This window comes from Pseudoalteromonas carrageenovora IAM 12662 (assembly GCF_900239935.1).
Taxonomy (GTDB): Bacteria; Pseudomonadota; Gammaproteobacteria; order Enterobacterales; family Alteromonadaceae; genus Pseudoalteromonas; species Pseudoalteromonas carrageenovora.
On record NZ_LT965928.1, the window covers coordinates 670,352 to 696,352 of the forward strand.

General features: G+C 39.5%; 23 protein-coding genes. 19 read left to right on the forward strand and 4 right to left on the reverse strand.

What is annotated here, in order from left to right; genetic code table 11:
- Positions 1–53: 53 nt before the first annotated feature.
- From ALFOR1_RS03160 to rlmB, 6 genes are all read left to right on the forward strand, one after another.
- Positions 54–224 carry a hypothetical protein gene (locus ALFOR1_RS03160; RefSeq protein ID WP_165491308.1) on the forward strand — a complete coding sequence of 57 codons (171 nt, stop codon included), beginning with the start codon at positions 54–56 and terminating at the stop codon, positions 222–224.
- Positions 221–1,324: a sensor histidine kinase gene (locus tag ALFOR1_RS03165; protein ID WP_104642027.1), complete on the forward strand. Its 1,104-nt coding sequence runs from the start codon at positions 221–223 to the stop codon at positions 1,322–1,324. The genes ALFOR1_RS03160 and ALFOR1_RS03165 overlap by 4 nt, the downstream gene beginning before the upstream one ends.
- Positions 1,321–1,935, forward strand: a complete 615-nt coding sequence (locus ALFOR1_RS03170) for a response regulator transcription factor (protein ID WP_058547046.1) — start codon at positions 1,321–1,323, stop codon at positions 1,933–1,935. Before ALFOR1_RS03165 ends, ALFOR1_RS03170 begins: the two co-directional genes overlap by 4 nt.
- Positions 1,936–2,137: 202 nt before the next feature.
- The gene (locus tag ALFOR1_RS03175) at positions 2,138–2,872 is read left to right on the forward strand and encodes an enoyl-CoA hydratase/isomerase family protein (protein ID WP_104642028.1); all 735 of its coding nucleotides are present in this window, start codon (positions 2,138–2,140) and stop codon (positions 2,870–2,872) included.
- A 185-nt stretch (positions 2,873–3,057) separates the two neighbouring features.
- The gene (rnr, locus tag ALFOR1_RS03180) at positions 3,058–5,529 is read left to right on the forward strand and encodes a ribonuclease R (protein WP_104642029.1); all 2,472 of its coding nucleotides are present in this window, start codon (positions 3,058–3,060) and stop codon (positions 5,527–5,529) included.
- Entirely contained in the window at positions 5,526–6,269 is a 744-nt protein-coding gene (gene rlmB / locus ALFOR1_RS03185) for a 23S rRNA (guanosine(2251)-2'-O)-methyltransferase RlmB (protein WP_058547049.1), read from the forward strand. The genes rnr and rlmB overlap by 4 nt, the downstream gene beginning before the upstream one ends.
- 199 nt (positions 6,270–6,468) lie before the next feature.
- On the opposite strand, the gene ALFOR1_RS03190 is transcribed toward rlmB, so the two are convergent.
- The gene (locus ALFOR1_RS03190) at positions 6,469–8,625 is read right to left on the reverse strand and encodes a TonB-dependent receptor family protein (protein ID WP_058547050.1); all 2,157 of its coding nucleotides are present in this window, start codon (positions 8,623–8,625) and stop codon (positions 6,469–6,471) included.
- Positions 8,626–8,828: 203 nt separating this feature from the next.
- Positions 8,829–9,674: a LysR family transcriptional regulator gene (locus ALFOR1_RS03195; RefSeq protein WP_058547051.1), complete on the reverse strand. Its 846-nt coding sequence runs from the start codon at positions 9,672–9,674 to the stop codon at positions 8,829–8,831.
- A gap of 126 nt (positions 9,675–9,800) precedes the next feature.
- Here ALFOR1_RS03195 and ALFOR1_RS03200 point away from each other — a divergent pair, with 126 nt between their 5' ends.
- From ALFOR1_RS03200 to ALFOR1_RS03255, 12 genes are all read left to right on the forward strand, one after another.
- On the forward strand, positions 9,801–10,400 hold the full coding sequence (locus tag ALFOR1_RS03200) for a hypothetical protein (protein ID WP_104642030.1): 600 nt from the start codon (positions 9,801–9,803) through the stop codon (positions 10,398–10,400).
- Between the two features lie 100 nt (positions 10,401–10,500).
- On the forward strand, positions 10,501–11,583 hold the full coding sequence (gene gcvT / locus ALFOR1_RS03205) for a glycine cleavage system aminomethyltransferase GcvT (protein ID WP_104642031.1): 1,083 nt from the start codon (positions 10,501–10,503) through the stop codon (positions 11,581–11,583).
- Positions 11,584–11,654: 71 nt separating this feature from the next.
- Positions 11,655–12,044: a glycine cleavage system protein GcvH gene (gene gcvH / locus ALFOR1_RS03210; protein ID WP_104642032.1), complete on the forward strand. Its 390-nt coding sequence runs from the start codon at positions 11,655–11,657 to the stop codon at positions 12,042–12,044.
- A gap of 151 nt (positions 12,045–12,195) precedes the next feature.
- On the forward strand, positions 12,196–15,087 hold the full coding sequence (gcvP, locus tag ALFOR1_RS03215) for an aminomethyl-transferring glycine dehydrogenase (RefSeq protein WP_104642033.1): 2,892 nt from the start codon (positions 12,196–12,198) through the stop codon (positions 15,085–15,087).
- A gap of 335 nt (positions 15,088–15,422) precedes the next feature.
- Positions 15,423–15,707, forward strand: coding sequence for an addiction module antidote protein (locus tag ALFOR1_RS03220; protein ID WP_104642034.1), 285 nt, complete (start codon positions 15,423–15,425; stop codon positions 15,705–15,707).
- A 688-nt stretch (positions 15,708–16,395) separates the two neighbouring features.
- Complete coding sequence (locus tag ALFOR1_RS03225; protein WP_104642036.1) at positions 16,396–17,439, forward strand: hypothetical protein; 1,044 nt, start codon at positions 16,396–16,398, stop codon at positions 17,437–17,439.
- The gene (locus ALFOR1_RS03230) at positions 17,436–18,026 is read left to right on the forward strand and encodes a hypothetical protein (protein ID WP_104642037.1); all 591 of its coding nucleotides are present in this window, start codon (positions 17,436–17,438) and stop codon (positions 18,024–18,026) included. The genes ALFOR1_RS03225 and ALFOR1_RS03230 overlap by 4 nt, the downstream gene beginning before the upstream one ends.
- 187 nt (positions 18,027–18,213) lie before the next feature.
- Positions 18,214–19,188, forward strand: coding sequence for a transposase (locus ALFOR1_RS03235; protein WP_104642038.1), 975 nt, complete (start codon positions 18,214–18,216; stop codon positions 19,186–19,188).
- A gap of 232 nt (positions 19,189–19,420) precedes the next feature.
- Positions 19,421–19,648 (forward strand): hypothetical protein, encoded by a 228-nt coding sequence (locus tag ALFOR1_RS03240; RefSeq protein WP_104642039.1) that lies wholly within the window; start codon positions 19,421–19,423, stop codon positions 19,646–19,648.
- A gap of 754 nt (positions 19,649–20,402) precedes the next feature.
- A complete protein-coding gene (locus tag ALFOR1_RS03245) occupies positions 20,403–20,729 on the forward strand; it encodes a hypothetical protein (RefSeq protein WP_104642041.1) in 327 nt (108 codons plus the stop codon).
- A gap of 9 nt (positions 20,730–20,738) precedes the next feature.
- A complete protein-coding gene (locus ALFOR1_RS03250; protein WP_131692360.1) occupies positions 20,739–21,239 on the forward strand; it encodes a hypothetical protein in 501 nt (166 codons plus the stop codon).
- A gap of 95 nt (positions 21,240–21,334) precedes the next feature.
- Positions 21,335–21,748, forward strand: a complete 414-nt coding sequence (locus ALFOR1_RS03255; RefSeq protein ID WP_131692361.1) for a hypothetical protein — start codon at positions 21,335–21,337, stop codon at positions 21,746–21,748.
- 402 nt (positions 21,749–22,150) lie between these two features.
- Here ALFOR1_RS03255 and ALFOR1_RS03260 read toward each other — a convergent pair whose 3' ends face one another.
- Positions 22,151–23,299, reverse strand: a complete 1,149-nt coding sequence (locus ALFOR1_RS03260) for a hypothetical protein (RefSeq protein ID WP_104642044.1) — start codon at positions 23,297–23,299, stop codon at positions 22,151–22,153.
- 303 nt (positions 23,300–23,602) lie between these two features.
- Complete coding sequence (locus tag ALFOR1_RS03265; protein ID WP_104642045.1) at positions 23,603–23,911, reverse strand: hypothetical protein; 309 nt, start codon at positions 23,909–23,911, stop codon at positions 23,603–23,605.
- 471 nt (positions 23,912–24,382) lie between these two features.
- On the opposite strand from ALFOR1_RS03265, the gene ALFOR1_RS03270 reads away from it, so the two are divergent.
- Positions 24,383–25,615 carry a Vgb family protein gene (locus ALFOR1_RS03270; protein WP_104642046.1) on the forward strand — a complete coding sequence of 411 codons (1,233 nt, stop codon included), beginning with the start codon at positions 24,383–24,385 and terminating at the stop codon, positions 25,613–25,615.
- Positions 25,616–26,001 lie beyond the last annotated feature (386 nt).

The following is a 26,001-nucleotide window of genomic DNA, read 5'->3' on the forward strand; positions in this document are numbered from 1 at the left end:
CTCTTATTAATTTTGGGCTTTGGCATAGTTACCTTACTTACTTGGAGGTTGCTATGAATACATTAGTTTTAATAAGCCTAGCTATTAGCGAGTTTTTAGAATCACTTAGCTTTAGTGTTTCAATAAATGATTACTTTATACTCATTAGTATTTTTGTGTTATTTATATTTATTAATAAAAATAATGCTATAAGTAAAAATAATATGCATGAGGTACCAGCATGAGCTCGCTAAGCAGTTTTTCTCAACAAAGCGATAAAGGTTTTTGGAAATATGGACATTTAATTTTTACTGGCTTTTATTTACTCCCACTCATAATTAATTTTGCGAGCTTTACAGCTAATCAAATTATTATGTCTTTAGCCTTCTATATTGCCTTTATTCTTTTGTATGTAAAGGCAATAAACTGTAAAAGTGTACGGGTGACCAAGTTGTTTGTAGCCATGCTATTAATTTGTTTTTGCGCTACTTTTTACACCACAGGTACGCCTACTTTATTTGGCTTTGTAGCCTACGTAGCAGGCTACTCTTACAGCTCCCATCAAAGAATTTATGCTGCACTCGCAATTACATTCACGGTTTTATTAAGTGCATATATTGGTGATATAGGTAAGGTTCAATACTTTTTAGCTGTTGCTTTGATTCTATGCGCCACATTATTTAGTTACGGTATTGCAGCAAAAAGAGAAAGCTTATACAAAAAGCGTGAGCAAGAAAGTGCTAACCAACTAGAGCAGTTAGCGGCCATTGCTGAGCGTGAACGAATAGCGCGCGACCTGCACGACATTTTAGGCCATTCCCTTTCATCAATTGCATTAAAGGCAGAGCTTGCCAATAAATTAAACCAAGGTGAGCGCTATGAGCAGGCAAATAACGAAATAGCCCAAGTAGCCGATTTAGCTAGGCAGTTACTTAGCGATGTAAGAAATGCAGTAAGCGATTTAAAACAACTTAACTTAGTAAGCCAAATAGCGCAGCTTAAACAAAGGCTTATAGAGCAAGAGTTTAACGTTACATTTAACGTGGTTTTAAATACTTTGCCCGCTAAAGTAGAAGGCTTAGCAGGCCTTATAATTAAAGAAGCCGTTACTAATTTACTGCGCCATAGCAGTACAAAAAACAGCGAAATAAATATAGAGCAAACAGCGCAGCAATTACTTATAACGGTTATCGATCATGCACCTTGCAGCACGTTAAACGCAGGCAATGGCTTAAACGGTATAAAAGAGCGCGCAGAGCAACTTAATGGTAGTGCTAGTTTTACATGTGGCGAGCGCTTTACTTTAAATGTAATACTGCCAATTACAGCTAAGGATTTACAATGATCAAAGTATATTTAGTGGAAGATCAAGCGCTGGTTCGCGACGCAGTTGCTGCTTTGCTAAGCCTTGATTTTAATATTGAGGTAATAGGCCAAGCAAGTAACGGCCAAGATGCGCTAACAGCAATTACTAACCTTACAGACGATAGCATGCCAGATATTATTTTAACGGATATCGAAATGCCTAACATGAATGGTATAGAGCTGAGTGAGCAAATAGCGGTAAAGTTTCCTGCTATAAAAATGGTAATAATGACCACGTTTTCACGAGCGGGATATATAAGGCGCTCATTAAGTGCGGGTGTTAAAGGGTTTATATTAAAAGAAGCCCCGAGCGATGAGCTTATCAACGCGCTCAAAAAAGTAATGCAAGGGCAAAAGGTAATAGACCCAGAGCTTGCTATTAACGCCCTAGACGACGCCGATCCACTGACCGACAAAGAACGCAAAGCACTCAAGCTTGCAAGCGATGGTCTTAAAACAAGTGAGATTGCTAAGCAGCTTTTTATAAGCGAAGGCACTACGCGTAACTATTTGTCTGATGCTATAGCCAAGCTAAACGCAACAAACCGTGTAGATGCCGCGCGTATTGCAAGGCAAAAAGGCTGGCTTTAGTATCCATTTATTAAAAACAAATTTGCTATCGCGTCAAATAACTCTCTAATTTAATGCGATAGCCATAAGCCACACAAATAACGCAGGAGGGGCTCTTAACTTGTTTTAGGTTTATAAATTATAAGTAAAGTATTACTATGTTACTTATAAAAGTAACGAACAGCGCTTAAAGTTACGCTAAAAAACAACAAGTGAGAGTTTAATGACAGCATTAATAGAGTTTAAAAACGAAAATAACACCGCTATATTAACCATGAACACCGCTGAAAACCGCCACAACCCCGCATTTTTAGCGCAGCTTAACCAACACCTAGATAACATTGAAAGTAACCAAGCCATTACATCGGTAGTATTAACATCATCGAGTGATAAAAACTGGTCACTTGGAATCGACTTACAATGGATGTCTAACTCAAGTAACACACCTACAGATATCGCTAACTTTATGCTTGAAATAACTCAGCTATTAAAGCGTATTGTTACCTTTCCGATGCCTATTATTGCAGCGTTAAACGGCCATACTTATGGTAATGGTGCTGTACTTGCGTGTGCGTGTGATTTTAGATTTATGAAATCAGACAAAGGCTTTTTCTGTTTTCCTGAGGTTGATGTACTCGTCCCGTTTGTGCCTTCTATGATCCCTATTATTCATAAAGCAATTCCTCACACCTATTTTAACCGCTTAGCTATGTCTGGGCAGCGTGTTGGTGCAAGCGATCTTTTAACAAACAATGTAATAGAAGAAGTGTTTACTAATAACGAAGAGCTACAAGCTGGTGTACTTGAATTTGCACAGCAATTTAATAAAAATCGCTGGATTTACGCTCAAAATAAAACACAAATAAACAAACATATTTTACAAACAATAAAACAAGAAGACCCAGCATTTATAGAAAATATTAGTAAACTGCTCTGGGAAAACCTACAGAAAAAGTAGACTAAAATCCTGCGTGTTTAACTTATTATTGAAACAAACACGCAGCATAATTAAGGACGTGTTAAGTCCTGTTATCTTATATTTTTAAACACAAAATTAAGTTAGTAAAAGTTTAATAGCTTTTACCTGTCTCATTTTACGTATATGGGTTAAAATACCTACATAACCAACTAACAAGATAGTGAATGTCAAACCAAGATCCAAATCTCAGTCGAGAACAAGAAAAGTACGAAAACCCAGTCCCTAGCCGTGAGTTTATACTTACTCACCTTCAAGAGCGTTCAAAACCAGCTAACTACGCACAATTATGCGAAGAGCTTGCGGTAAACGATGAAGAGCGCCAAATAGCATTTAAACGCCGCCTTCGTGCTATGGAGCGCGACGGGCAATTGTATTTCAATAAGTTTAAATGTTACGCCTTAATAGACGAAGCCGGTTTAACTAAAGGCAAAGTAATAGGCCACAGAGACGGTTTTGGCTTTTTAGAAGTTGAAGGCGAGAGCAAAGATTGGTTTATAGCTAAGCACCAAATGAACATGGTGTTACATGGCGACATTGTACTAGCTAAAGGCACAAAACGTGGCTCTGGCTCAAAATGTGATGCCCGCATTATTAAAGTGCTTACCAACGAGCGCGCACCTATAGTAGGGCGTTACTTTGTTGAACACGGCATGGCCGTTGTAGTCGCCGAAGATCCGCGCATTACCCAAGATATAATGATTTTACCAGGCAACGAAAACGGTGCCCGCCACAACCAAATGGTGCAGGTAAAAATCACTCAAAACCCTAGTCGTAATATGAACGCCGTGGGCAAAGTGGTTGACGTACTTGGCGAGCATTTAGCCCCAGGTATGGAAATTGAAGTAGCGCTTCGTAATCACGATATTCCTCATGTTTGGCCAGAAGAAGTAGAAGCACAAGTGGCTCACCTTGGCGAATTTGTTGAAGACGCTGATAAAAAAGGCCGTGTAGATTTACGTGATTTACCGCTTGTCACTATTGATGGCGAAGATGCACGCGACTTTGATGATGCAGTATATTGTGAACGTAAAAAATCAGGCGGTTGGCGCTTATGGGTTGCCATTGCCGACGTATCGCATTATGTAGGCATGAACACGCCGCTTAATAAAGAAGCCATAGCGCGTGGTAACTCAGTGTATTTTCCTGAGCAAGTAATTCCTATGCTGCCAAAAGTGCTGTCTAACGGTTTATGCTCACTTAATCCTAAAGTAGATCGTTTATGTATGGTTGCCGAAATGACCGTATCGGATGCGGGTAAGCTTTCGGGTTATAAGTTTTACGAAGCAGTGATGAATTCTCACGCACGTTTAACTTACACCAAAGTAAACGCTATTTTAAAAGGTGATGAAAAACTACGCGATGAATACTCAGCCGTAGTGCCGCATTTAACTGACCTACAGCAAATGTACATGGCGCTTAAAGGTGCTCGCCAAGAGCGCGGAGCTATTGAGTTTGAAACACTCGAAACACGCTTTGTATTTAACGCGCAACGTAAAATAGAATCAATAGTGCCTGTTATTCGTAACGACGCGCACAAACTCATTGAAGAATGTATGATTTTAGCCAACGTTTCGGCGGCTAAATTACTCGAAAAACACGAAGCGAGTGCGCTTTATCGTGTGCACGACGAACCAGATCAAGAAAAACTAGGTAACTTTACTAAGTTTTTAACTGAGCTTGGTATTCAAAGTACGTTAAGTGATGAGCCAACACCAAAAGAAATAACCCAAGTATTAGCGCGTTTAGGCGACCGCCCAGAAGCTGAGCTTATTCAAACTATGTTACTTCGTTCAATGAAGCAGGCTGTATATCAGCCAGATAACATAGGCCACTTTGGTTTAGCGCTTTCGGCTTATGCACACTTTACATCGCCAATTCGTCGTTACCCAGATTTAGTAGTGCATCGCGCAATTAAAGCGGTAATAAAAGCACAAGGTCAACAAACATCAGGCGCGTATGCTTATACCGACGATGAAGTAGATCAATTAGGCGAGCAATGTTCAACAACAGAGCGCCGTGCAGACGATGCAACGCGTGAAGTTGCCGACTGGCTTAAATGTGAGTTTATGCAAGATCACGTTGGCGATGAGTTTAACGGGGTTATTTCATCGGTAACTAATTTTGGTTTGTTTATTCGCCTAGACGATTTACAAATTGACGGGCTTATTCATGTTACTAATTTAGGTGATGAATACTTCCAGCACGACGCAGCAAAACACACCCTAATAGGTGAGCACACACACAAAGTTTATCGCCTTGGCGATAAAGTGACAGTGCAAGTTGCATCGGTAAGTTTAGACGAACGCCGCATAAATTTAACGCTTAAAGGCGATGTAGCACAAGATAGATATTCACGCCGCCGTGGTGCTAAAGGCGCGGGTAAATCTGGCCATGCACCTGCAAGTGTTCGTTCGCAATTAAAAGCAGGTAAAATCCCGGGTAAATCATCTACTGATGATGAAAAACCTAAGGGCAAAAAAAAGCCAGCGAGTAAAGGCAAGCCTGCTAATAAAAAAGCAGTAAAAGCCGCTGATGGTACAGCTAAGAAAAAACCAAAGAAAAAGGCAGCTAAAAAGCCTAAAAGACCAGGCAAAAATGCCCGTAAACGTAATAGCCCAGGAGCAGATAATACGTGAGTAATGAATTAATTTTTGGCTTTCATTCTGTTGAAGCAATTTTAGAAAGTGAGCCAGAGCGTTTTATAGAAATCTACGCCCTTAAAGGTCGTGACGATAAACGCTCAACCCCGATTATTGATGAAGCACGTAAGTTTGGTATTTCAGTGCAGTTTATGCAGCGTAAAGCGCTTGATAGCAAATCAAAAGGTGAGCAACATCAGGGCATTATTGCAAACGTTAAAGCTGCACCAACGTTTAACGAAAAAGATTTAGATGCGATCATCGCGCGTGAAGACACACCGTTTTTACTTGTGCTAGATGGTATAACCGATCCGCATAACTTAGGTGCATGCCTACGTAGTGCAGACGCCGCAGGCGTTCACGCTATAATTGTACCTAAAGATCGCTCAGCTAAGCTTAACGGCACTGCACGTAAAGTGGCCTGTGGCGCAGCCGAAACAGTACCGCTTATTCAAGTTACTAACCTTGCACGTACGCTGCGCGAAATTAAAGACGCAGGTGTTTGGGTTGTAGGTACTGCTGGCGAAACTGATAACCACGTATTTGATGCAAGTTTAACAGGCCCAATGGCTATTGTTATGGGCGCAGAAGGCGAGGGCATGCGCCGCTTAACGCGTGAGCATTGCGATATGCTCGTTAAAATTCCGATGGCGGGTACAGTTTCAAGCTTAAACGTATCGGTAGCTACAGGCATTTGTTTATTTGAAGTATTACGCCAACGTAACGCAAATAACTAATATAGTTTAATGTATTAAAAAAGCCGAGATTGAAATTCAATCTCGGCTTTTTTGTGTTTGTAATTTACGCTTTTAATTTTATATCAATTGATACTCTATTATAGCGATAGGAAAATAGCTTTATAACAAGGCAAAAATAACGAAATATAGTGTTCTTATATGAGTTATTTTTAACGCAGCTAGAGAGTTATTTAACTCGTTAGAATGAGTATGTGTAGCCTACCTGTACTGTACGTGGCTTACCTGGCTGAATACCGCCATTAGCGCGGTTAGCAATGTAGGTTTTATCAAGTAAGTTATCTACGCTTAAATATACTTTTTGGTTAGCATCAATTAAGTATTTAGCCGCTAAATCCCATACTACACGGCTATCAATAGCATCTAAGCCTGAGTCAGTTAAATCGGCATGTGCACTTGATACGTAACGCATTTGGCTATTTACCACAAACGATGCAAACTCAGCGCCTAACGATAAAGCAACTTGGTTTTCTGGTACGTATGGCATTGCATCGCCTTTTTCTACCGAGCCCCAAATTTCTGAATCAAAATCGTTTTGAAACTCAGAATCTGTGTAGGTGTAAGTTAACTTAACCGGAAAAGCAACCTGCTTGGTATTAAACGTACGTGCTGCACTAAATTCAAAGCCCGATACTTCTACTTCACCGTAGTTGTATTGGTCACCAATATTGTCATCACTACAGCCAACCGCAGCAGTACAGTTACCATGCATGTTGTCGTAGTCAGAGAAAAACGCAATCACTTCACCTGTAAATCCAGCGGCGTTAAAGCGCGAACCAAACTCAATGTTTACACTTTCTTCTTCGTCTTGGTCAGCGTTACCCGGCGCCGCAGGTGCGTAACCTTTTTGAATGCCCGCAAGTAGCGTTACGTTTTCGTTAAGCGTGTAAGTAGCACCCAATGACGGTACTAAAATTTCAGTATCGTTAGATATATTTTTAGTTAAACCATTGCTGCGCGTTGGATCTGACTTAGACCACTCTTCACGCGTAATCGTAATGTCTTCATAACGAAGGCCAGCACTTACTACTAAAGCGTCTATTGTCCACTCGTCTTGAACAAACAAAGTACGTGCATCGGCACTATCTACACGGTTGCTGTCAGACCCTGGGATACCTTGCGATGTTAGCGTCATACTTAAATCTTGATTTAGCGTGTACGTATCTTGCCACTGAAAACGATCCATTTCGTCTTCATGGTAACGTACGCCAACAGTCACGTAGTGATCGCCTGCAGGTATGTGTAACTCAGACTGAATACCTTTTGCTTGGTAATCACGGTTATTCGCTTTTACGCCAATACCCTCAATGCCTTCACTCGTTGGGTTTGCTTCAAATTCGCTGTACTGCTCAAGCGTGCTTGTACCTACACTGCTTGCTTTATACCAGTTGCGATGAAAATCATTTAAATAAGCGGTTGCTAATAACTCGTAACCTTCGCCAAATTGGTAAGCATAGTTAAGTTGGTAAGCATTATGGCGAGTGTTCATTTCATCGTTTTGCGATGCTGCATAACGACGATTAGGGTTTGATTTGTAATCTTCTTCAGTTAAACCCATGTAAGTTTCGTCTGATGTTTCATCAGAGTACTTAATTTTTAGCTCTAGGCTGTGGGCGTCGTTTTTACCAAATGTATGGCCAAACTTTAGTAATAAATCTGTTTTTTCAAAGCCTGTGTTATCGCTACCTACTGGCAACTCTTTAAATCCGTCGGCGCCATAAGTAAATACTTCAATTAAACCTGCGGTGTTGTTTTTTTCTTTACCGAAGTAAGCGTGGCCTTTGTAATAACCATCGCCACCAAGAGCTGCATCAACCATGCCTTTTGAGCTATTTGGCTCAGTTGGTAAGCTGCGAGAAAGTAAGTTTAAAACACCACCCGTAGTACGCGGACCATACTTAACAGAGGCAGCGCCTTTTAATACTTCAATAGATTCCATACGACCCATAGTAGGGAAGTAGTAAGCAGAAGGTGCTGAGTAAGGAGCGGGTGCAACTAATACACCGTCTTCCATTACTGATATTTTATCGTTACGGCCAGTGCCTGTACCGCGCATACCAATGTTAGGGCGAAGGCCGTAGCCGTCTTCTTCTTGAACGTATACACCCGGAACAGACGCTAAAACACGTGAAATATCGGTAAATTCAAATTTTTGTAGCTCTTCGTCAGAAATAAACGTCGCAGAACCTGGAATATCGTTAATAGCCTGCTGTGAGCCAATAACGGTAATTTGTTCAAAGCGTTGATCTTGGTTTGAACTGCCTTGTGCCATTGCAGTAGCACTAAAAGACAAAGCAACCGCAGTTGCAAGGGTAGATACTAAAAACTTAGTGGTCATTGTGTGTCCTGATCATGTCAATTATCTTAATTGGCGTAATTTGAACACGTTAACGAATACGAATCAATGTTATTAACTGTTTAATAGTTTAGTTTTTTAGAATTAAAAACACCTACTTATGCTACTTTGTTAACTAAATTGTTTCTTTTGTATGGTGCTTTCAATTTAGCATTCATTCTTAAGTATCGGTTTTGTGTATTTATTTAGCCAAGCCTTAGCGCTATAAATTCAGCAAGTTTATCTACAGCATGCTCCGACTCGCCGCCGCTTTTAATTAAGCTAATGCCGATACTGCCTAAGCTTGGTAAATGTTTTGTTTGAATTTGAAAGTTAAGATCGCTAGGCACAGTGCTTTTAGCAAGTACTGTAATACCCAATCCTTCTTTTAAAGCGGCAATAAGGCCGGTTAAATCGGCGTTGCTGTAAACAATGCGGTATTTTATGCCTGCATTTTTTAATGCATCAATGGCTCTACGACGATAAATACAGCCCTCGGGCGCTGTAACTAAGGTCACTACTGCATTTTTTGCAAGTGAAAGGTCGCCTACCCATACAAGCTCGTCTTGCATAAAAATAGGAAATTTATCAGAGTTGAGTCGCTCGTTAAGGGCAAGTACTAAATCAAACTGATCTTGCCTTGAAGCGGAAAGCAAATGCTTACTCAAGCGCGATTTAACCTCTAACGACACCTCAGGATAAAACGCTACAAAGTCGCCAATAATAGAGGGGAGTATGCGCGCCGCAAATTCGCTGGGTATACCTAAGCGCACTTTACCGGCAATGTTTTCTGAGGTGAACTGCTGCAAAATAGCATCGTTATGTTGCATCATTTGTTTTGCCATAGGCAGTAATAGCTCACCGTACTGGTTAAGCACTTGGCGTTGGCCTTGTTTTTTAAATAGTTTATAGCCAATCATATCTTCTAGGCGCTTTATTTGTAAGCTTACAGCGGGCTGCGAAAGGCCAAGCAAATCGCCGGCTTTAGCAAAACCACCTACCTCAACTACCATTACAAACGTACGTAAACCATCGGTTGATATATTTTTCATATTTAAAATTACAATTTATACGGCTATATATATAAGTATTATTTATCAATTGATAAATAATTACAATTTGTTGTTGATAGACGTGCGCAATATACTTTTAGAATCAAAAATACACAGGTGTTTGTTATGACTTTTAACCCAATAATGTTTGCCCGTCACAGCAATGCAAGTATTGCGGTTACTAATGCTTTGCAAACTAGCAATGCTCACGTTGTAATGGATTTTAGCGGCACCGAAACCAGTGTGTTTTTAAGCACTATTTTAGGCCTAGATTTAACTAAGCTAACCGCCAGCGGTTTAGGCTTAAAAGGCACCCTTGATGGCGACTACAACTCTCAGTACAGCTTTGCTGTTTACTACTTTAGCGAAACCGCTTTTAGATTTGTATTACCTCACAGCGCAAGCCTGCAATTACAAGCACTTATAAATGAGCAACAGCTTCGTTTTGATATTGACTACGTAATACGCACCGACCTTTCTACATTTACCCTAAGCGGAAATAACGCATTTGACGCATTAATCGACGCGTTTAAATTAACGCCGGGGCTGCGTTTATCAAATCCGCAATTATGTTACGGTGCTCAAAGCGGCGATGTATTTATTACCGCAATAGACAAAAATGACGAACAACATTTTGTATTAGTCGCTAAACAACAAGAACTACAAAAATGGCAAAGCTATATGCAAGCACAAGGTTTTGCACTTATGCATGGTGAAGCTGCCTAAACACAAATAACTAGCAGGTAAACACACATGTGCTTATCTGTTTTTAGACCTAATTTAAGCCACGCCCGCACAGGGTTAATTTAAAACGTGAAGGAATGTTATGACTTCTAAAACTGTACTACATGCTAAGCACCTTGAAGCAGGCGCAAAAATGGTTGATTTTCATGGCTGGGAAATGCCAATCAACTACGGCTCACAAATAGAAGAACACAATGCCGTGCGTACCGATGCTGGTATGTTTGACGTATCACACATGACTATTGTTGATATTGAAGGCGAGCAAGCTAAAGAATTTTTACAAAAGCTAGTAGCAAACGACGTAGCTAAATTAACAGTCCCTGGTAAAGCACTTTACACTGGCATGCTTAACGAGCAAGGCGGCGTAATCGACGATTTAATTATTTACTACTTTAGCGAAACCTTTTACCGCCTAGTTGTTAACTCAGCAACACGCGAAAAAGATTTAGCACATTTAGCAACTGTTTCAGCTGATTTTACAGTAACCGTAACTGAGCGCCCTGAGTTTGCAATGATTGCAGTGCAAGGCCCTAACGCTAAAGCAAAAACAGCCACACTTTTAAATGCTGAGCAACAAGCCGCTGTTGAAGGTATGAAGCCGTTTTTTGGTGTTCAAGTAGGTGATTTATTTATTGCCACAACGGGTTATACTGGCGAAGACGGTTACGAAATTGTAGTGCCGAACGATCAAGCTGCCGATTTATGGCAACAACTGCTAGATGCAGGTGTAGCGCCAGCTGGTTTAGGTGCACGCGACACGCTACGTTTAGAAGCAGGTATGAACCTTTACGGCCTAGATATGGACGAGAGCGTATCGCCACTTGCAGCTAACATGGCCTGGACCATTGCATGGGAACCTGAAGATCGTGACTTTATTGGTCGTGACGTACTTGTTAAGCAACGCGCTGAAAAAAGCACAGACAAACTTGTTGGCCTAGTGCTTGAAGAAAAAGGCGTATTGCGTAGCGGATCAAAAGTAATTGTTGATGGTGGTGAAGGGGTAATTACCTCAGGTACTTTCTCACCAACGCTTGGTTTTAGTGTAGCCCTTGCACGTGTACCGCGTTCAATAGGGGATACAGCCCAAGTAGAAATGCGCAAAAAATTAGTCAACGTTAAAGTAGTAAAGCCTAGCTTTGTACGTAACGGCAAATCAATAATTTAAAAATTTGGTTATACCAATCACAATAATTATTGTGATTGGTATCCTCCCAATATAAACCAAAGGACAAAACAATGAGCAATATCCCTAGCGATTTAAAATATGCCTCTTCACACGAGTGGGTTCGCAACGAAGGTGACGGTACATTTACTGTTGGTATTTCTGAGCATGCGCAAGAGCTTCTTGGCGACATGGTATTTGTTGAATTACCAGAAGTAGGCGATGAAGTAGACGCTGGCGAAGACTGTGCAGTAGCAGAGTCGGTTAAAGCAGCATCAGACATTTACGCACCAATTGGTGGCGAAATTGTTGCTATTAACGAAGAACTAGAAGACGCACCAGAGACGGTTAACAACGACGCTTACGGCGACGGTTGGTTATTCCGTATTAAAGCATCTGACGAATCAGAGCTTGAAAACCTACTTAGCGCAGAAGATTACGCTAACACAATCGACGAAGAGTAATACTCTTAGTCAAAAGCCCCGAGTATTTATATAAATATCGGGGCTTTTATGATTTAACAGCCTACTCCATACACAGTAAGTTATTAAATCATCACATATTTTAATCATACTAATTACCCATTAGTATTTAGGATCATAGGAATCTAGACTCATGTCAAACGCCAAATCTCTTGAACAACTAGAGCAAAAGCAAGATTTTATTCGCCGCCATATTGGGCCTAGCCCAGCACAAGTAAGCGATATGCTAAGTGCTTTAGAAGTATCAAGTGTGCAAGAGCTGATCGACCAAACTGTACCTGCAAGTATTCGCTTAGAGCAGCCATTAACAGTTGGCGAAAGTCGTACTGAAGTTGAAACATTAAGCTACTTAAAATCGGTAGCAAGCAAAAATAAAGTTTTCAAATCGTACATTGGCCAAGGCTACCACCCAACGCACGTACCGCACGTCATTTTACGTAACGTACTAGAAAACCCAGGTTGGTATACAGCGTACACACCGTACCAGCCAGAAATTGCGCAAGGGCGTTTAGAGTCGTTATTAAATTTTCAAACTATGACCCTAGATTTAACAGGCCTTGATTTAGCAAGCGCCTCGTTACTTGACGAATCAACCGCTGCTGCAGAGGCAATGGGCCTTGCAAAACGCGTATCTAAAGCTAAAAAAGCCAATGCCTTTTTTATTGCCGACGACGTACACACACAAACTATTGACGTAGTAAGCACCCGTGCCGAGCAGTTTGGCTTTGAAATAATTGTAGGTAAAGCAGCAGATGCCGTTAACCACGACATTTTTGGTGCGCTTTTCCAATATCCATCTACATCGGGTGAAGTAGTAGATATAACCGACCTAATTGCCGGCGTACAAAGTAAAAAGGCCATTGCCTGTGTTGCTGCCGACATTATGAGCTTATTACTATTAAAAGCACCGGGTAAATTGGGTGCCGACGTAGTACTTGGTTCGGCTCAGCGTTTTGGTGTACCTATGGGCTACGGCGGACCACACGCTGCATTTTTTGCAACGCGTGATGCTTACAAACGCTCATTACCAGGGCGTATTATTGGTGTATCTAAAGACCGTTTAGGTAACGACGCACTACGTATGGCAATGCAAACGCGCGAACAACACATTCGCCGCGACAAAGCCAACTCAAACATTTGTACAGCGCAGGTACTACTTGCAAACATGGCCGCGTTTTACGCGGTGTACCACGGTCCACAAGGCTTAAAAACTATCGCGCAGCGTATACATCGCTTTGCTGATATTTTAGCTGCTGGCCTAAAAGCTAAAGGTGTAGCACTTAAACACAGCACCTGGTTTGATACGCTAACAGTAGTAAGCGACAGCAAAGACGACGTAATAGCGCGTGCACTTGCCAAAGGCGTTAACTTTGCCACAAACCACGACGGCGAATACTCTATTTCGGTTTCAGAAACCACCACACGTGAAGACGTAGCGCAGTTATTTGATATTGTACTAGGTGAAGGCCATGGCCTAAACGTAGATAGTATTGCAGCCGATATTGAAGCAAACGGTAGCGACTCTATTCCTGCAAGCTTAGTACGTGATGACGAAGTACTAACGCATCCAAACTTTAACAGCTACCACAGCGAAACAGACATGCTTCGCTACATTAAGCGCCTTGAAAACAAAGATTTAGCGCTTAACCACTCAATGATCTCGTTAGGTTCATGTACTATGAAACTAAATGCGACCGCTGAGATGATCCCAATTACATGGCCTGAATTTGCAAACCTTCACCCATTCTGCCCGCTAGATCAAGCAGAGGGTTACCAAATAATGATTGGCGAGCTACACGATTGGCTAGTAAACATTACCGGTTACGATGCAGTATCACTTCAGCCAAATTCTGGCGCGCAAGGTGAATACGCAGGCCTAATCGCGATTCGTAAATACCACGAGTCACGCGGCGATGCACACCGCAATGTATGTTTAATCCCAAGCTCTGCGCACGGTACTAATCCTGCATCAGCGCAAATGGCGAGCATGAAAATTGTGGTAGTTAACTGCGACAAAAACGGTAACGTAGACATGGCCGATTTAAAAGCGAAAGCTGAAGAAGTGTCTGAAAACTTATCGTGTATTATGATCACATACCCATCTACACACGGTGTTTACGAAGAAACCATTCGCGAAATTTGTGACATTATTCATGAGCACGGCGGCCAAGTTTACATGGACGGCGCAAACATGAACGCACAAGTGGGCGTAACAAGCCCAGGCTTTATTGGCTCAGACGTATCGCACTTAAACTTGCATAAAACGTTTTGTATTCCACACGGTGGTGGCGGCCCAGGTGTAGGCCCAATTGGTGTTAAATCGCACCTTGCGCCATTTATGCCAAACCACAGCGTAATTAACGTACCGGGTACAAACGTTAATAACGGTGCAGTATCGGCAGCGCCTTACGGCTCAGCGGCTATTTTACCTATTTCATGGGCTTACATTACCATGATGGGCTCAGAGGGCTTAAAACAAGCCACCGAAATGGCAATCGTTAATGCTAACTACTTAACGCACGAGCTAAGCCAGCACTTCCCAATTTTATACCGTGGACGCAACAACCGCGTTGCTCACGAATGTATTGTTGACTTACGCCCGCTTAAAGAGCAATCAGGCATTACTGAAATGGACGTAGCTAAGCGCCTACAAGACTACGGCTTCCATTCACCTACTATGTCGTTCCCAGTTGCGGGCACATTGATGATTGAGCCAACTGAGTCTGAATCAAAAGGCGAGATAGACCGCTTTATCGAAGCTATGGTGTCAATCAAAGGCGAAATCGACAAAGTAATCTCTGGCGAATGGTCAATCGAAAACAACCCACTTGTGTTTGCACCGCATACACAAGCTGATGTGTTAGGTAACGAATGGGACCGCGCGTACGACCGTTTTTATGCTGCATTCCCAGTGCCAAGCGTTGCTAAAGACAAGTTTTGGCCAACCGTTACACGTATAGATGATGTATACGGCGACCGTAACTTAGTATGTTCATGCCCAGCGGTTGAGACTTACCGCGACTAAGAACCGCGACTAATTTTTGAACTTTAATGGCTAGTAAGTCCCATTATAGTTTGGGAATTTATCAAAATTATAAAAGCCGTTGCAGCAATGCAACGGCTTTTTTGTGTGTGGTGATAAACCATAAATAATATGGGCGTAGGTTGGGTAGAGTGAAACGAAACCCAACAAATCACAAATATACTTACTCGCTCAAAAGCTAAGAGTATGTATTATTTATTGTAGGCGTTAAGCTTGCTGGCGCGCGAGCGATAGCCCAAAAGTTATAAATAACATTGTGCGCTTGTAGCTTTTAGGCTACATTTATTCAGCAAGTTGAATAAATTGGAATAATTACTATGACGCTACAAACATCAAATTTTAACCCGTTTGACTATATGGAAACACAGCAAGAAATTAATACATTTTTAGAAGAGTGTTTAGCTGATGATGACCCAAATACCTTTATTGAAGCACTTGGCTTATTAGTTAAAAAACATGGCGTGAGTGATATTGCTAAAGCAACGGGGTTAAACCGTGAAAGCTTATATAAAGCAGTTAACGGTAAAACTAAGCCACGTTGGGAAACTATTTTTAAAGTGATGAAAGCACTTAACTTTCGCCTTACAACACAAGTTGCATAAGCTGGATTGAGTGAAACGAAACCCAACGAATCACAAATATACTTACTCGCTCAAAAGCCAAGAGTATGTGTTATTTATTGTAGGCGTTTAGCTTGCTGACGCGCGGGCGACAGCCCGAATAAGTATTTAAATAGGTGCTTGAGGTTACTATTACAGATAACGCGAATACGTTTGGTACTTTCTAATGATTAGAAACCTTATTCAAGGTTTTGTCGCGCTGGCGACGGCAGCCAAAGAGGGGCTATAGATTTTCAAATTTTACTCTGCTGCAAGTAATTCATCCTTGAAGCTGGGTTACTGTCGGCATCCATGCCTTCACTTCCTCATACTGCGAAGCTACGCTTCGGTTATTCGTCACCTCTCAGCGCACCCGAGCATCACGCTTAATCCTTCGATGCACAATTGATGTGAACGTAAACGCCATGAAAGCACATTCATGTGCAAGCATGGCTTTCATTTCATCCATGAAATGCATTACTCATCAATTGCTTATTTTCAGGGCGTGATGACGGGGAAGGGTGTTAAACTTGGGATTGGTGTTTGCTCTCGGCAAGAGATGGCTCCATGCATTTTTGCTTGCTACTATCAGATCAATTTTTTGATAAAATGTACTTGCTGTACATAAAGTTTTAAATATAGGATAAGAATATTTATTATCGAATAATTAAATATTTATAAAAGGGAATTTATGTCAAGGCTCAGAAGTTTCAATATCGAATATGCAAATTTTTTATGTCATTTTGGAGATCAAGTTCTTTTAGATAGATATAGTGATATTTTTTATCCAGCTATAACTTCAGGTGAGCAGCGTATTTACGGTGATACCTCTTTTATTTTTAATAATATAAAACATATAAGGATTGAAGCTGATGACAACAGTGAGGCTGAGTATTTTTTATATGGAAAAATAATTAAAGACTTTGTCTATAAAAGAGAGCAGCTGCTTGATCATGAGAATAATGAACTTAAACTTGAGCATGGAGAGCTGCGAGATTCACCATCTTCTACCTTTATCCTATCACTTAAGGATCACAGACTATACTTTATAAGAGAGTTTCAACTAGGACCGACCTTAGAACATTTTAAGAGTCTAGTTGAAACGCTAGTCAAAAAGCATGTGAATCACATTATTGATGGCATATACGAAAATAAAAAAGAAATGCGCAGATTAAATGGAGGTACAAGTCGAGCTGTTTTTAAAAGTGACCTTAAAATTAGCTACCCTGTACCCGATATAAAAATCATAAAACTATCTTCACCGGAAGGTATTGAAGAGTTCATTAAGTCTATGAAAACTGTAAATAGCTTTTCACTCACTATTAATAAAACGAATCACGAGAGTGATCTGTCAACATTGTTTAAAGTCCTTAGAGATCAAAATAAGGACATGGGTGCTGGTGCTAGCAATAAAGTCACTTATACTAAAGGAAAGCAGTCACTAAATCATGATAAGGTCACTGAGTTAGCTCAGGCTGCTAGTCATGATAGTAATGTTAACTTTGTTGTAAAAGGGATTGGTATTGACGGAAGTCCATTAAATGGAACTGAGAATGAGTTTACCGCTAAGATGCCTATTGCCGAAATAGAAAAAACTCCGGAATTAATGACACTTAAAGCTTATAAAAGTTTTTGGAAGTTAATAAGTGATGGCATAGTTAAACAGCCTACGATTACTAATATTAGTAGTGTTCGTGAAAAGATTAAAAAAATTATAGAGTTTTTAGAGCTATGAAATATGAGGAAATCACTAGTGAAAATAGCTTTTGGAAGTTATTTAAATTAACTTGGCAAATTCCTGCAGCTAAAGATACAAAATATGCATTCTTTTTATTCCTAACAGTACTTTTAAGCTACTATTGGTACAGCAAAGAGAGGTTAGTCAGCGTAGAAATTCTTATATTAAACGTAGCGGAGGGGATTGTTTCAGCAACAATTTCACTCATAGGATTTATTTTTGCTGCTTATATTGTTTTCGCTAATTTAGCGGATAGAAAATTAATGCATTTAATGGCAACAAATAAGCACCCGAAATACAACATGTCCTTTTTGAAATATGGTCATTGTAATTTTATAAAAATAATGTTCGATTTACTGATTATTGTATTTCTGACTTATATTGGACTTATATTTTTTCCTACATTACCAAAGTTTAACGATATTGATTCAAATAGTGTTAGATTGTTATATATCTTTATCCTTGCTATGTATCAGTCATTTTATATTCTGATTATTATGCTGTGTAAATCAGCTATCTTTAATGTTTATAATAGCATTATGGTTGGTGTTAGGTTTTATGCTGAAGAGCAAGAAAATAAGTGAATGTCGCTAAAAACAAACAAAGGTCTCCCTCATTAGTCATTGGTATCACCGATTAGAAAGTTCCGGTCAAGCAGGCAGCTGAACCAAAAGGACCAAAGAAAGGACCAAAGAAACCATAGGGGTCAAATCTTGACTTTAGACATCAAGAGTCTAAATTTATAGTTTACTGCTTATTGAGTGAGCTGCTATGTCTAGGCCGCTTCGAATAGAGTATGAGGATGCGTTTTATCATGTGATGAATCGTGGAAGAGGGCGTGAAAATACCTTTTTGAGTGATGACGACTTTAAGTATTTTTTATATTGTATTGAGCAAGCAAGCCTTCGGTTTAATATTGAAGTGCATTCGTATTGTTTGATGACCAATCATTATCATCTGCTAATAAAAACTCCCGATGCTAATTTAGGCAGAGCCATGAAGCATATTAATGGCCTTTACACTCAATACTTTAATCGAACACATAACACAGATGGTGCACTGTTCAGGGGCCGATACAAAGCCGTGTTGGTGGATGCTGATAACTACTTATTGCATGTTAGCCGATATATTCATCGCAACCCAATTGAAACGAGCACCCCGTTGGTAGATGACCTTGCTAAGTACAAATGGTCTAGCTATTCAGCTTTTATTAAAAGTGGTGCGACACCTAAGTGGTTGGTTCGAGATTTTATATTTTCGCTGCAAGGTAAAAAGCGTAAGTATGTTGCTTATCAACAGTTTGTTGAATTTGAAAATAATAAAGAAATAAGTGCTTTTTATAGTGCTAAAAAGTTATTGTCGGTTTTGGGTTGTGAAGACTTTATTGAAAACATAAAAGACTATATTGCCAAGTCAGATAGCGAAAGAAAGCTTGTTAATAAAAAACACTCAGTAGATGATGTTATAGCTTACTTAGCTCAATATTTTAATGTTGAAGTTAATGAGATTATAACGGTTAAAAAGGGGCGAAAAGAGAAAAATTTACCACGCTGGTTTGCTATTAAATTATGCCAAGATTTAACGGAATTAAATTTGCAGGCTCTAGCAGCTGTTTTTAATGTTGAGCATTATTCGGCGATATCGAAAGCTGTTGGTAGGTTGAATACATTGATGGTTGAAGATAAAAAGGTTAAATTACAATTGGAAAAACTTCGAGATTGTTTGATGTCTGAAGTCAAGATTTGACCCCATTCTCACCGACCCCATTCTCACCATTCTCATGACCGACCCCATTCTCACACATTCTCACATTCTCAAATTCTCACACGAAAGTTGGCACTTAATAACTTACCGCAGCGCCATATTGATGATATTTTAATTTCATTGGAAGCTTATGTGAATGGTGGGATTGGACCTCAAAAGTCCTATCAATCACATGCTATTTCTCGAAATCAATATAAATAGAAGGTAAATTCCTATGGATAAGTTTACTTTGTGGGTAATCGTTTTTTCTCTTTTTTTAGGGGGAGGAGTAACATGGTTGCTTCCCAAAAAGTGGTTTAAATTAACTAGTCGAATTATGATTGTAGTTGGCATATTAGGAGTTTTTTTTACAGACTTTGAAATATTAAGTGCTTTTTGTTTTTCCTGTATACCAATTGGCTTTGGGTTATTAACTTATAATAAAAAGTATTTAGAGTCTTAGGTAAATACTCATTATTTAATGTAAGTAACTTGAGCGAGGCTACCACATCCTTATCACTTTTATTTTAATTTCACTTGCATTAGCCCCCTTTTACTCTCTTTAATTTGTGAGCTAAAGGGGTGACTTATTTAGCTCAAAAATTAAAGGGTTCACCCATTAGAAAATTCCAGTCAAGCATACTGGTGTGTTTTCTTGATCTTTCAATTCAAAAATACAACTCCGTATTTTTGAACACAACTTAAGCATGACTAAAAACCTGAAAAAGTCGTGTATGTTGGAATTGTGCTTACAGGTGTTGAGGCAAGCGAAGCTGGAGGTTATTCTGGAGGGGTTGCAGGCGAGTTAATATATGAGGTTGTTGAAAAGTAATGGAGCCTATTAAGTTGTGGTTTTTAACTCTGTTTCTTACATCTGCGGGTCTTTTCTTTTTTATAATATTACCAATGTTAATAGCAATAAAAGATAAAAAAACACGGTTGATAGAGGATGTTTTAGAAGATGGAAATCGGTTTTACTCATTAAATATCATAACTGCTGGTAGCGGAGCATTGCACTACGGTTCTATATTTCTATTCGATTGGTATGCTAGACGTTATAAGGTAATAGAGGAGAGAGAAAAGGTACCCAAAAATTTACAGGTGTGGTTTAAGCTTTATTATATTTTGTTTATAACATTTAGCCTTATGTTTTTATTAGCATGCTTAATGGCCTACTTTGTTTAGATTAACTGCTTTTCTTTTTTGTTGATTAAATAATGGATTTGATATTTTTTGGTGTTGGCTTAAGTGTTATTTTTATCATTCTTTTACCTTTAGCTTTTTATTTAAAAGCAAAAAAGGTCAGAACGGTTGAAGATATTTTAGAGTATGGAAATCGCTATTACTCCCTAAATATTTTTATGGCGCTTCATGGTTTACTTCATTATGGCAGTGTATTTTTATTTGATTGGTATGCAAAACGGTATAATTTATTAAGTGATAGAAACAAGGTACCAGCTCACGTCTCGAGATTATTTAAAGTGTATTTTGTAATTTTTATGCTTTGCGCTCCCTTAATGTTTTCATCTGTATTATTTGAATAATGGCTTTAGGTGATGGTCAGTGAAATGAGAGCTACTAGCTTACAGAGTCATTCAATATTAAAACTAAAATACAGCTTAGTCTGTGCTTTAGCTATTGTATCAAGCGTTATTAGCTACTCATCATTAGCATTTACAATATTAATCATGCTATGGCCGTATGATACTGTAAATGAGCTAGGGCCTAGGGTTATCGGGTTTTTTATTGGCATATGTGTTTTTATCTTGCTTGGGGCGCTCATATCTACTGGTAGAAGCTGGGTTATTAAATTTTACCGCTTAGTTGCCGGGTGCTCTATAGCTGTGCCCCTCGTTTATATTTTTGGTTTAATATTTGAGCAAAAAAGTGAACGTTCATTTAATGGTTTAGAGCTTTCAGTTTTATTTATTATTTTTAATCTATTGATATTGCTATTTTTTAAGAGTAAATATTTAAAGGTAAGTGTTAATGTTATTAAAAGGCTAAAAAGACGGCAGAAAAAGCAAATGGAATACTTAAAAAGCCAGCTCTAAACCTTAGTCTGCAACGGAATCAGCAAATATTAGATTATTAGTCGCTGTGAATTTTTGAGAATATATAATCTACGTAATACATGGAGAAATGTAAAGTGGGACTGGTTAAACCCTCTTGTTTTTTGAGTGCTATATTTTTTTGTCAATTTGCGACAGGAAATGATTTATATTTTGATGTAGGTAAAGCTACACCCTATCTTAGTGTTTGCTCACTTAAAAATGACTTGTCTGAAAGTAATACCATTGTTGATTTTACCAATGATTTACTAGGTAAAATCTATCATTCATCTGGAGAGACAGAGAAAGATGTTATAGCTTTAGGTACTAATGAATACTTTGATCAGTTGAGTTATCAATCTGCGCTTGGTGTTACTGAGGAATATGAGTTGTATACTTTGCCAAGGTGCGAACGTTATGCAGTGAGCCTTTTAAAGAAACTATGCTCAGATAAAGCGAGTAAACTTCCATTACTTAAGCTTACATGTACCAAGGTAAAACAGTACCTTTAAATAAAAAGAAACCAAAGGGTCACCCATTAAAAACTCCGGTTAAACAGGTAGCTGTGTTTTCTTGATCTTTTTATTCAAAAACCAAGTGTTCTTATTATTTAGACTCAATTTAAATATGACTACGCACCTAGTAATGACGCCGATTGGTGTGAATATGTACCGTGGCTAGAATAAAGAGCACCATGAGAATTTAAGAGGTTTAATTAAGCCTTATTGATGATTAATTAAGGCCCTTGGCTTTCGCCTCAGTCATCTTTTAGTACCAACAAAAATCAGCAGGGTCAGGTTTTTCTTTTTGCCTTTTGTGATTAAGGAAAAATGCAAAACCAGCCCCTAGTAACCCCATTTAAAAAAGGGCAATGTTATTGCCCTTTTTTATGCGCTTAAACTGGTAATTATAAACTATAGCGCGACTAAGCTTTGCTCTAGCATTGCCTTCATTTGTTTTACTATTTTAGCTTCTGTTTCAGGTTCGAATTGTTGTATACGTGGGGTATGAATATGCCCTGTAGGTATACTTGAATTAAGCGCATCGCGCAGACGAATACTCCGGTACGATATTTCGTTAGATAGGTAACCACCGCCGCCGCCATTAACTGCAATACTATTTTTAAGCTCGCCGTACGAAGGCGCTTTATAGGTTTTTTCAAGCGTGGTGACTTCGTGATTGTCGATAACCTTATAAGGGCCTTTAGCTTGTTGCATGTAACTTACAGGCAAGCTAAATTTTACAAACTCGTTGCCAGGGAGTGGTCGGCCATTAAGCTTTGGTATTACTGGGCTTGTTTGCGTGCCGCCATACACAATATTGGCATTATCTGGGGCAGTTACGCTACGGCGTTTACCAGGGAAATGTTCTAAATCAAATTCTGTTCTGCCCATACTTACGGTTACTATCATGTCTACATTATTAAGTGCGTAGTAGGGGGCAAGTAGTGATTCTATTATGCCTTGATCAAAGTCTTCGTAGCGTACAGGCACCATAACGGTGTTAATTTCTGCGCTCACGCCGTTGTAATTAATAACTTGGCCGTCGAGTAATAACGCCGCAACACCTGAGGGGTTACTTTGGTTTATGTTTCTATCGAGTAAAAATGGGTCAAAGCCTGTAAGTAATATTTTTTTAGTACTGCCTGATGAAAAAGCAAGGTCGGTACGCCCTCTACTGCCTTCCTCAAGTAGTGTTAGTAAAGTATTTAGTTGAGCCTGCGTAATTGCAAATTTAGGTGATGTTGTGCGTATTACTTTGCTTGAAAGCAGGCGCGCCCAGTAAAGTTCTCGGTCGTCGTAATTATTGGTTTTTACTATGCGTTGCTTGGCGTTTTCCCACAGTTCAAAGCTAAAGCTTTGTACTAATATTTTTGCACTTTTAAAGTTGTTAAGCTCTTTAAATTGTTGCTCAAAACTTGATACTTCTGGGGTAAATGCTTTTAAAACACTTGGCATAGCTGTTTGGGCTTTGTTGATACGCTGTTCTTCAACAGTTAAAGGGTTACTTAAAACAGCGAATGAAGAGGCAATTAAGCTAGTCGCTAGTAATACTTTGATCATGATACTCCTAAGATAAAGCGATTGTTTTATGTGTAATTTACTATCCTACGATTGCTAACTTAGAGCAACCTATTAACGTTGAATCGACTAAAATTTGCTTTTGCCGAGCATTGGTATTGTTTAACTGGCCAATTAGATTGTCGGCTAATAAAAATCCTTGAGTCAAAATTGATCTTTATGGGTTCTACTTTAAGTGCTCATAAAAGTAAAAAGCCGTTGCAGTAATGCAGCGGCTTTCGGTTATGGTTTTATGCGCTTCGGTAATAGGAGGATAAGGCCCTATAGCCCTTAAAAAACCTCTTATTAATCGTCAGGCCCTTTTAAGGTAAACACTAAATGTTTACGCATATCTTTTAAAATTACGCCTTTTTTTAGCATTGCGCCGCTTAAACGCTTTTGCCATTTTAATATACCAGGCTCTGCGGCTGCTAAAGCTTGTTCGTTTTCGAACTGAAAACAAAGCAGTAGTGAACTTGGAAATAAGTGGTATTCCACATCAAACCAGCACTGCAACATACCAGGGATTTCTTCTCGCCCTTGTGCTTCTAGTTTATCGGCAACATTAAGCACAAGGGCTTGTTGTTTTACTTGCACTGCAGAGAGTTTTTTCATTATTAAAATCCAAATTAGCGGCTAAAACATACAGCCAGAATGCGGGCATTATACGCAAGCTTGTAGGCAGGCAACAACCGTAGGTTGGTTTGAGCGCGCGAAACCCAACGCATAGCCAATGTAATAACCACAGCTAAAGATAAATACAAATGCTATTACTTGTAGGCGCTTAGCCTGCTGGCGTGTCGGGCGTAAGCCCGAAATATTGGGTTTATGATGTAGAAATAGTTAGTGTTAGTTTTTTAACCAGAAAAAGCATATCTGAATTTTTGTGAATCATTATTTCGCCGCAAAACTAGCGACTCATGCACCGACACTTAAACTGACACTATTTTCCTAAAAGCTAAAATCTAAAATCTAAAATCTAAAATCTAAAATCTAATGTCTAAAATCTAATGTCTAAAATCTAATGTCGCTCACATAGTAAACACTTTCGCCCTATGCTTTAATATTAAAAACAAGGGAGGCGTTATGCGTAAAAATCGATTTTTATTTAATAAACACGTTGTGGCAATGGCTGCGCTAGGGGCTTTGGCTGCGCCGCTACCTGTATTGAGTAATGAGCCAGGAGTGTTAGTTGAGCAGCTTTGTGCCAGTTGCCATAGTTTAAACAACCTAGAGCGCAGTGCGGGTTATAGCCAAGAGGATTGGCAAACACTCATAGGCTATATGGTTGATACAGGTGAAGGCACTGCCCTTAGTAAAGATATAAGCACATATTTTGCAAAGCATTACCCTATTAACACTAAGCGCGAGTCAACGGTGGTAAAAGGCGATTTAAAACTTAGCTTTAAATACTGGCAAGTGCCTACGCTTGGGCAGCGCGCTCGTGACCCCGTGCAAGGTAAAAACGGACTTATTTGGTGGGTTGGCCAGTGGGGCAATATTTTAGGTAGGTTAAACCCTAAAACCGGTGAAATGAAAGAGTACACTTTGCCAAGTGGTACTTATGCACACAGTGTATCGCTTGATAAAAACCAAACCCCTTGGTTTTTAGGTAATAAAAATGGCACGGTTGGGTATTTAGATTTAAAAACCGAAAAATTTAAAGTGTATAAAATGCCTAATAAAAACGCCCGAGACCCACATACTGGCGTGTTTGATAACGCAGGCATTTTTTGGTTTACCCTGCAGCACAGCAACATGGTTGGCAAGCTAGATCCTAAAAGCGGTGATATTCAGCTGGCTACTTTACCCACTAAAGGCTCGCGGCCTTATGGTATTAAGCTTGATTCTAACGGGTCGCCGTGGGTGTCGTGTAATGGCAGTAACTGTTTGGTTAAAGTTGATAAAAACACCATGGAGCTTAGCGAAATAAAACTCCCAGGTGCTAAAACACATACTAGGCGCCTTGCTATTACGCCTGATGATATGGTGTTTTATGTAAACTCTGGCATGGGCAAACTTGGCCGCTATAACCCTAAAAACGGCAATATCACCGAGTGGGATAACCCAAGCGGTAAAAACAGCCACCCGTATGCCATTGAGTATGCCGACAGCGCTATTTGGTTTAACGAGTCGGCTAAACGCCCCGAAACACTAGTTAGGTTTGATCTTAATACCGAAACCATGCAGAGCTGGCAAATCCCGAGTAAAGAAGGGGTTTATTCTGGCTTAATTAGGCACATGCGTATGGGTAATAACGGCTTAATTATTCATCAAACAGCGACCAACCAATTAGCCGAAATCACCTGGAGTAAGTAATAATACCAATTTGCAATAATACTTAATCATTTTAGGGGCTAAACGTTTCGCTATCTGCGTTAAAAAATTCTCATTTACGACTGCATGGATGCAGAAGGTATAGCAATGCAGGAGCAATTGCCGAGAACAACTAAATAGCGAAATTTTTGCCTTACTATCAACACGCTTTTCCATCCTCAAAATAGTTCACTTAATTAAGCGGATTGGTATAACTTTATTTTTATGAATGCTGTGGGCTGTTTGCCATTAAGTTTAGTTTTTAGGTAGGAGTTTTTTACAAAGCTCAGCAATTTTTACCTTTTAAACAAGCGATTTAGTATCAGTTTTTTATTTAACCGTATGAATTTTAATGATTAAATATCTGGTTTAGGTTTTGCTTAGTAATA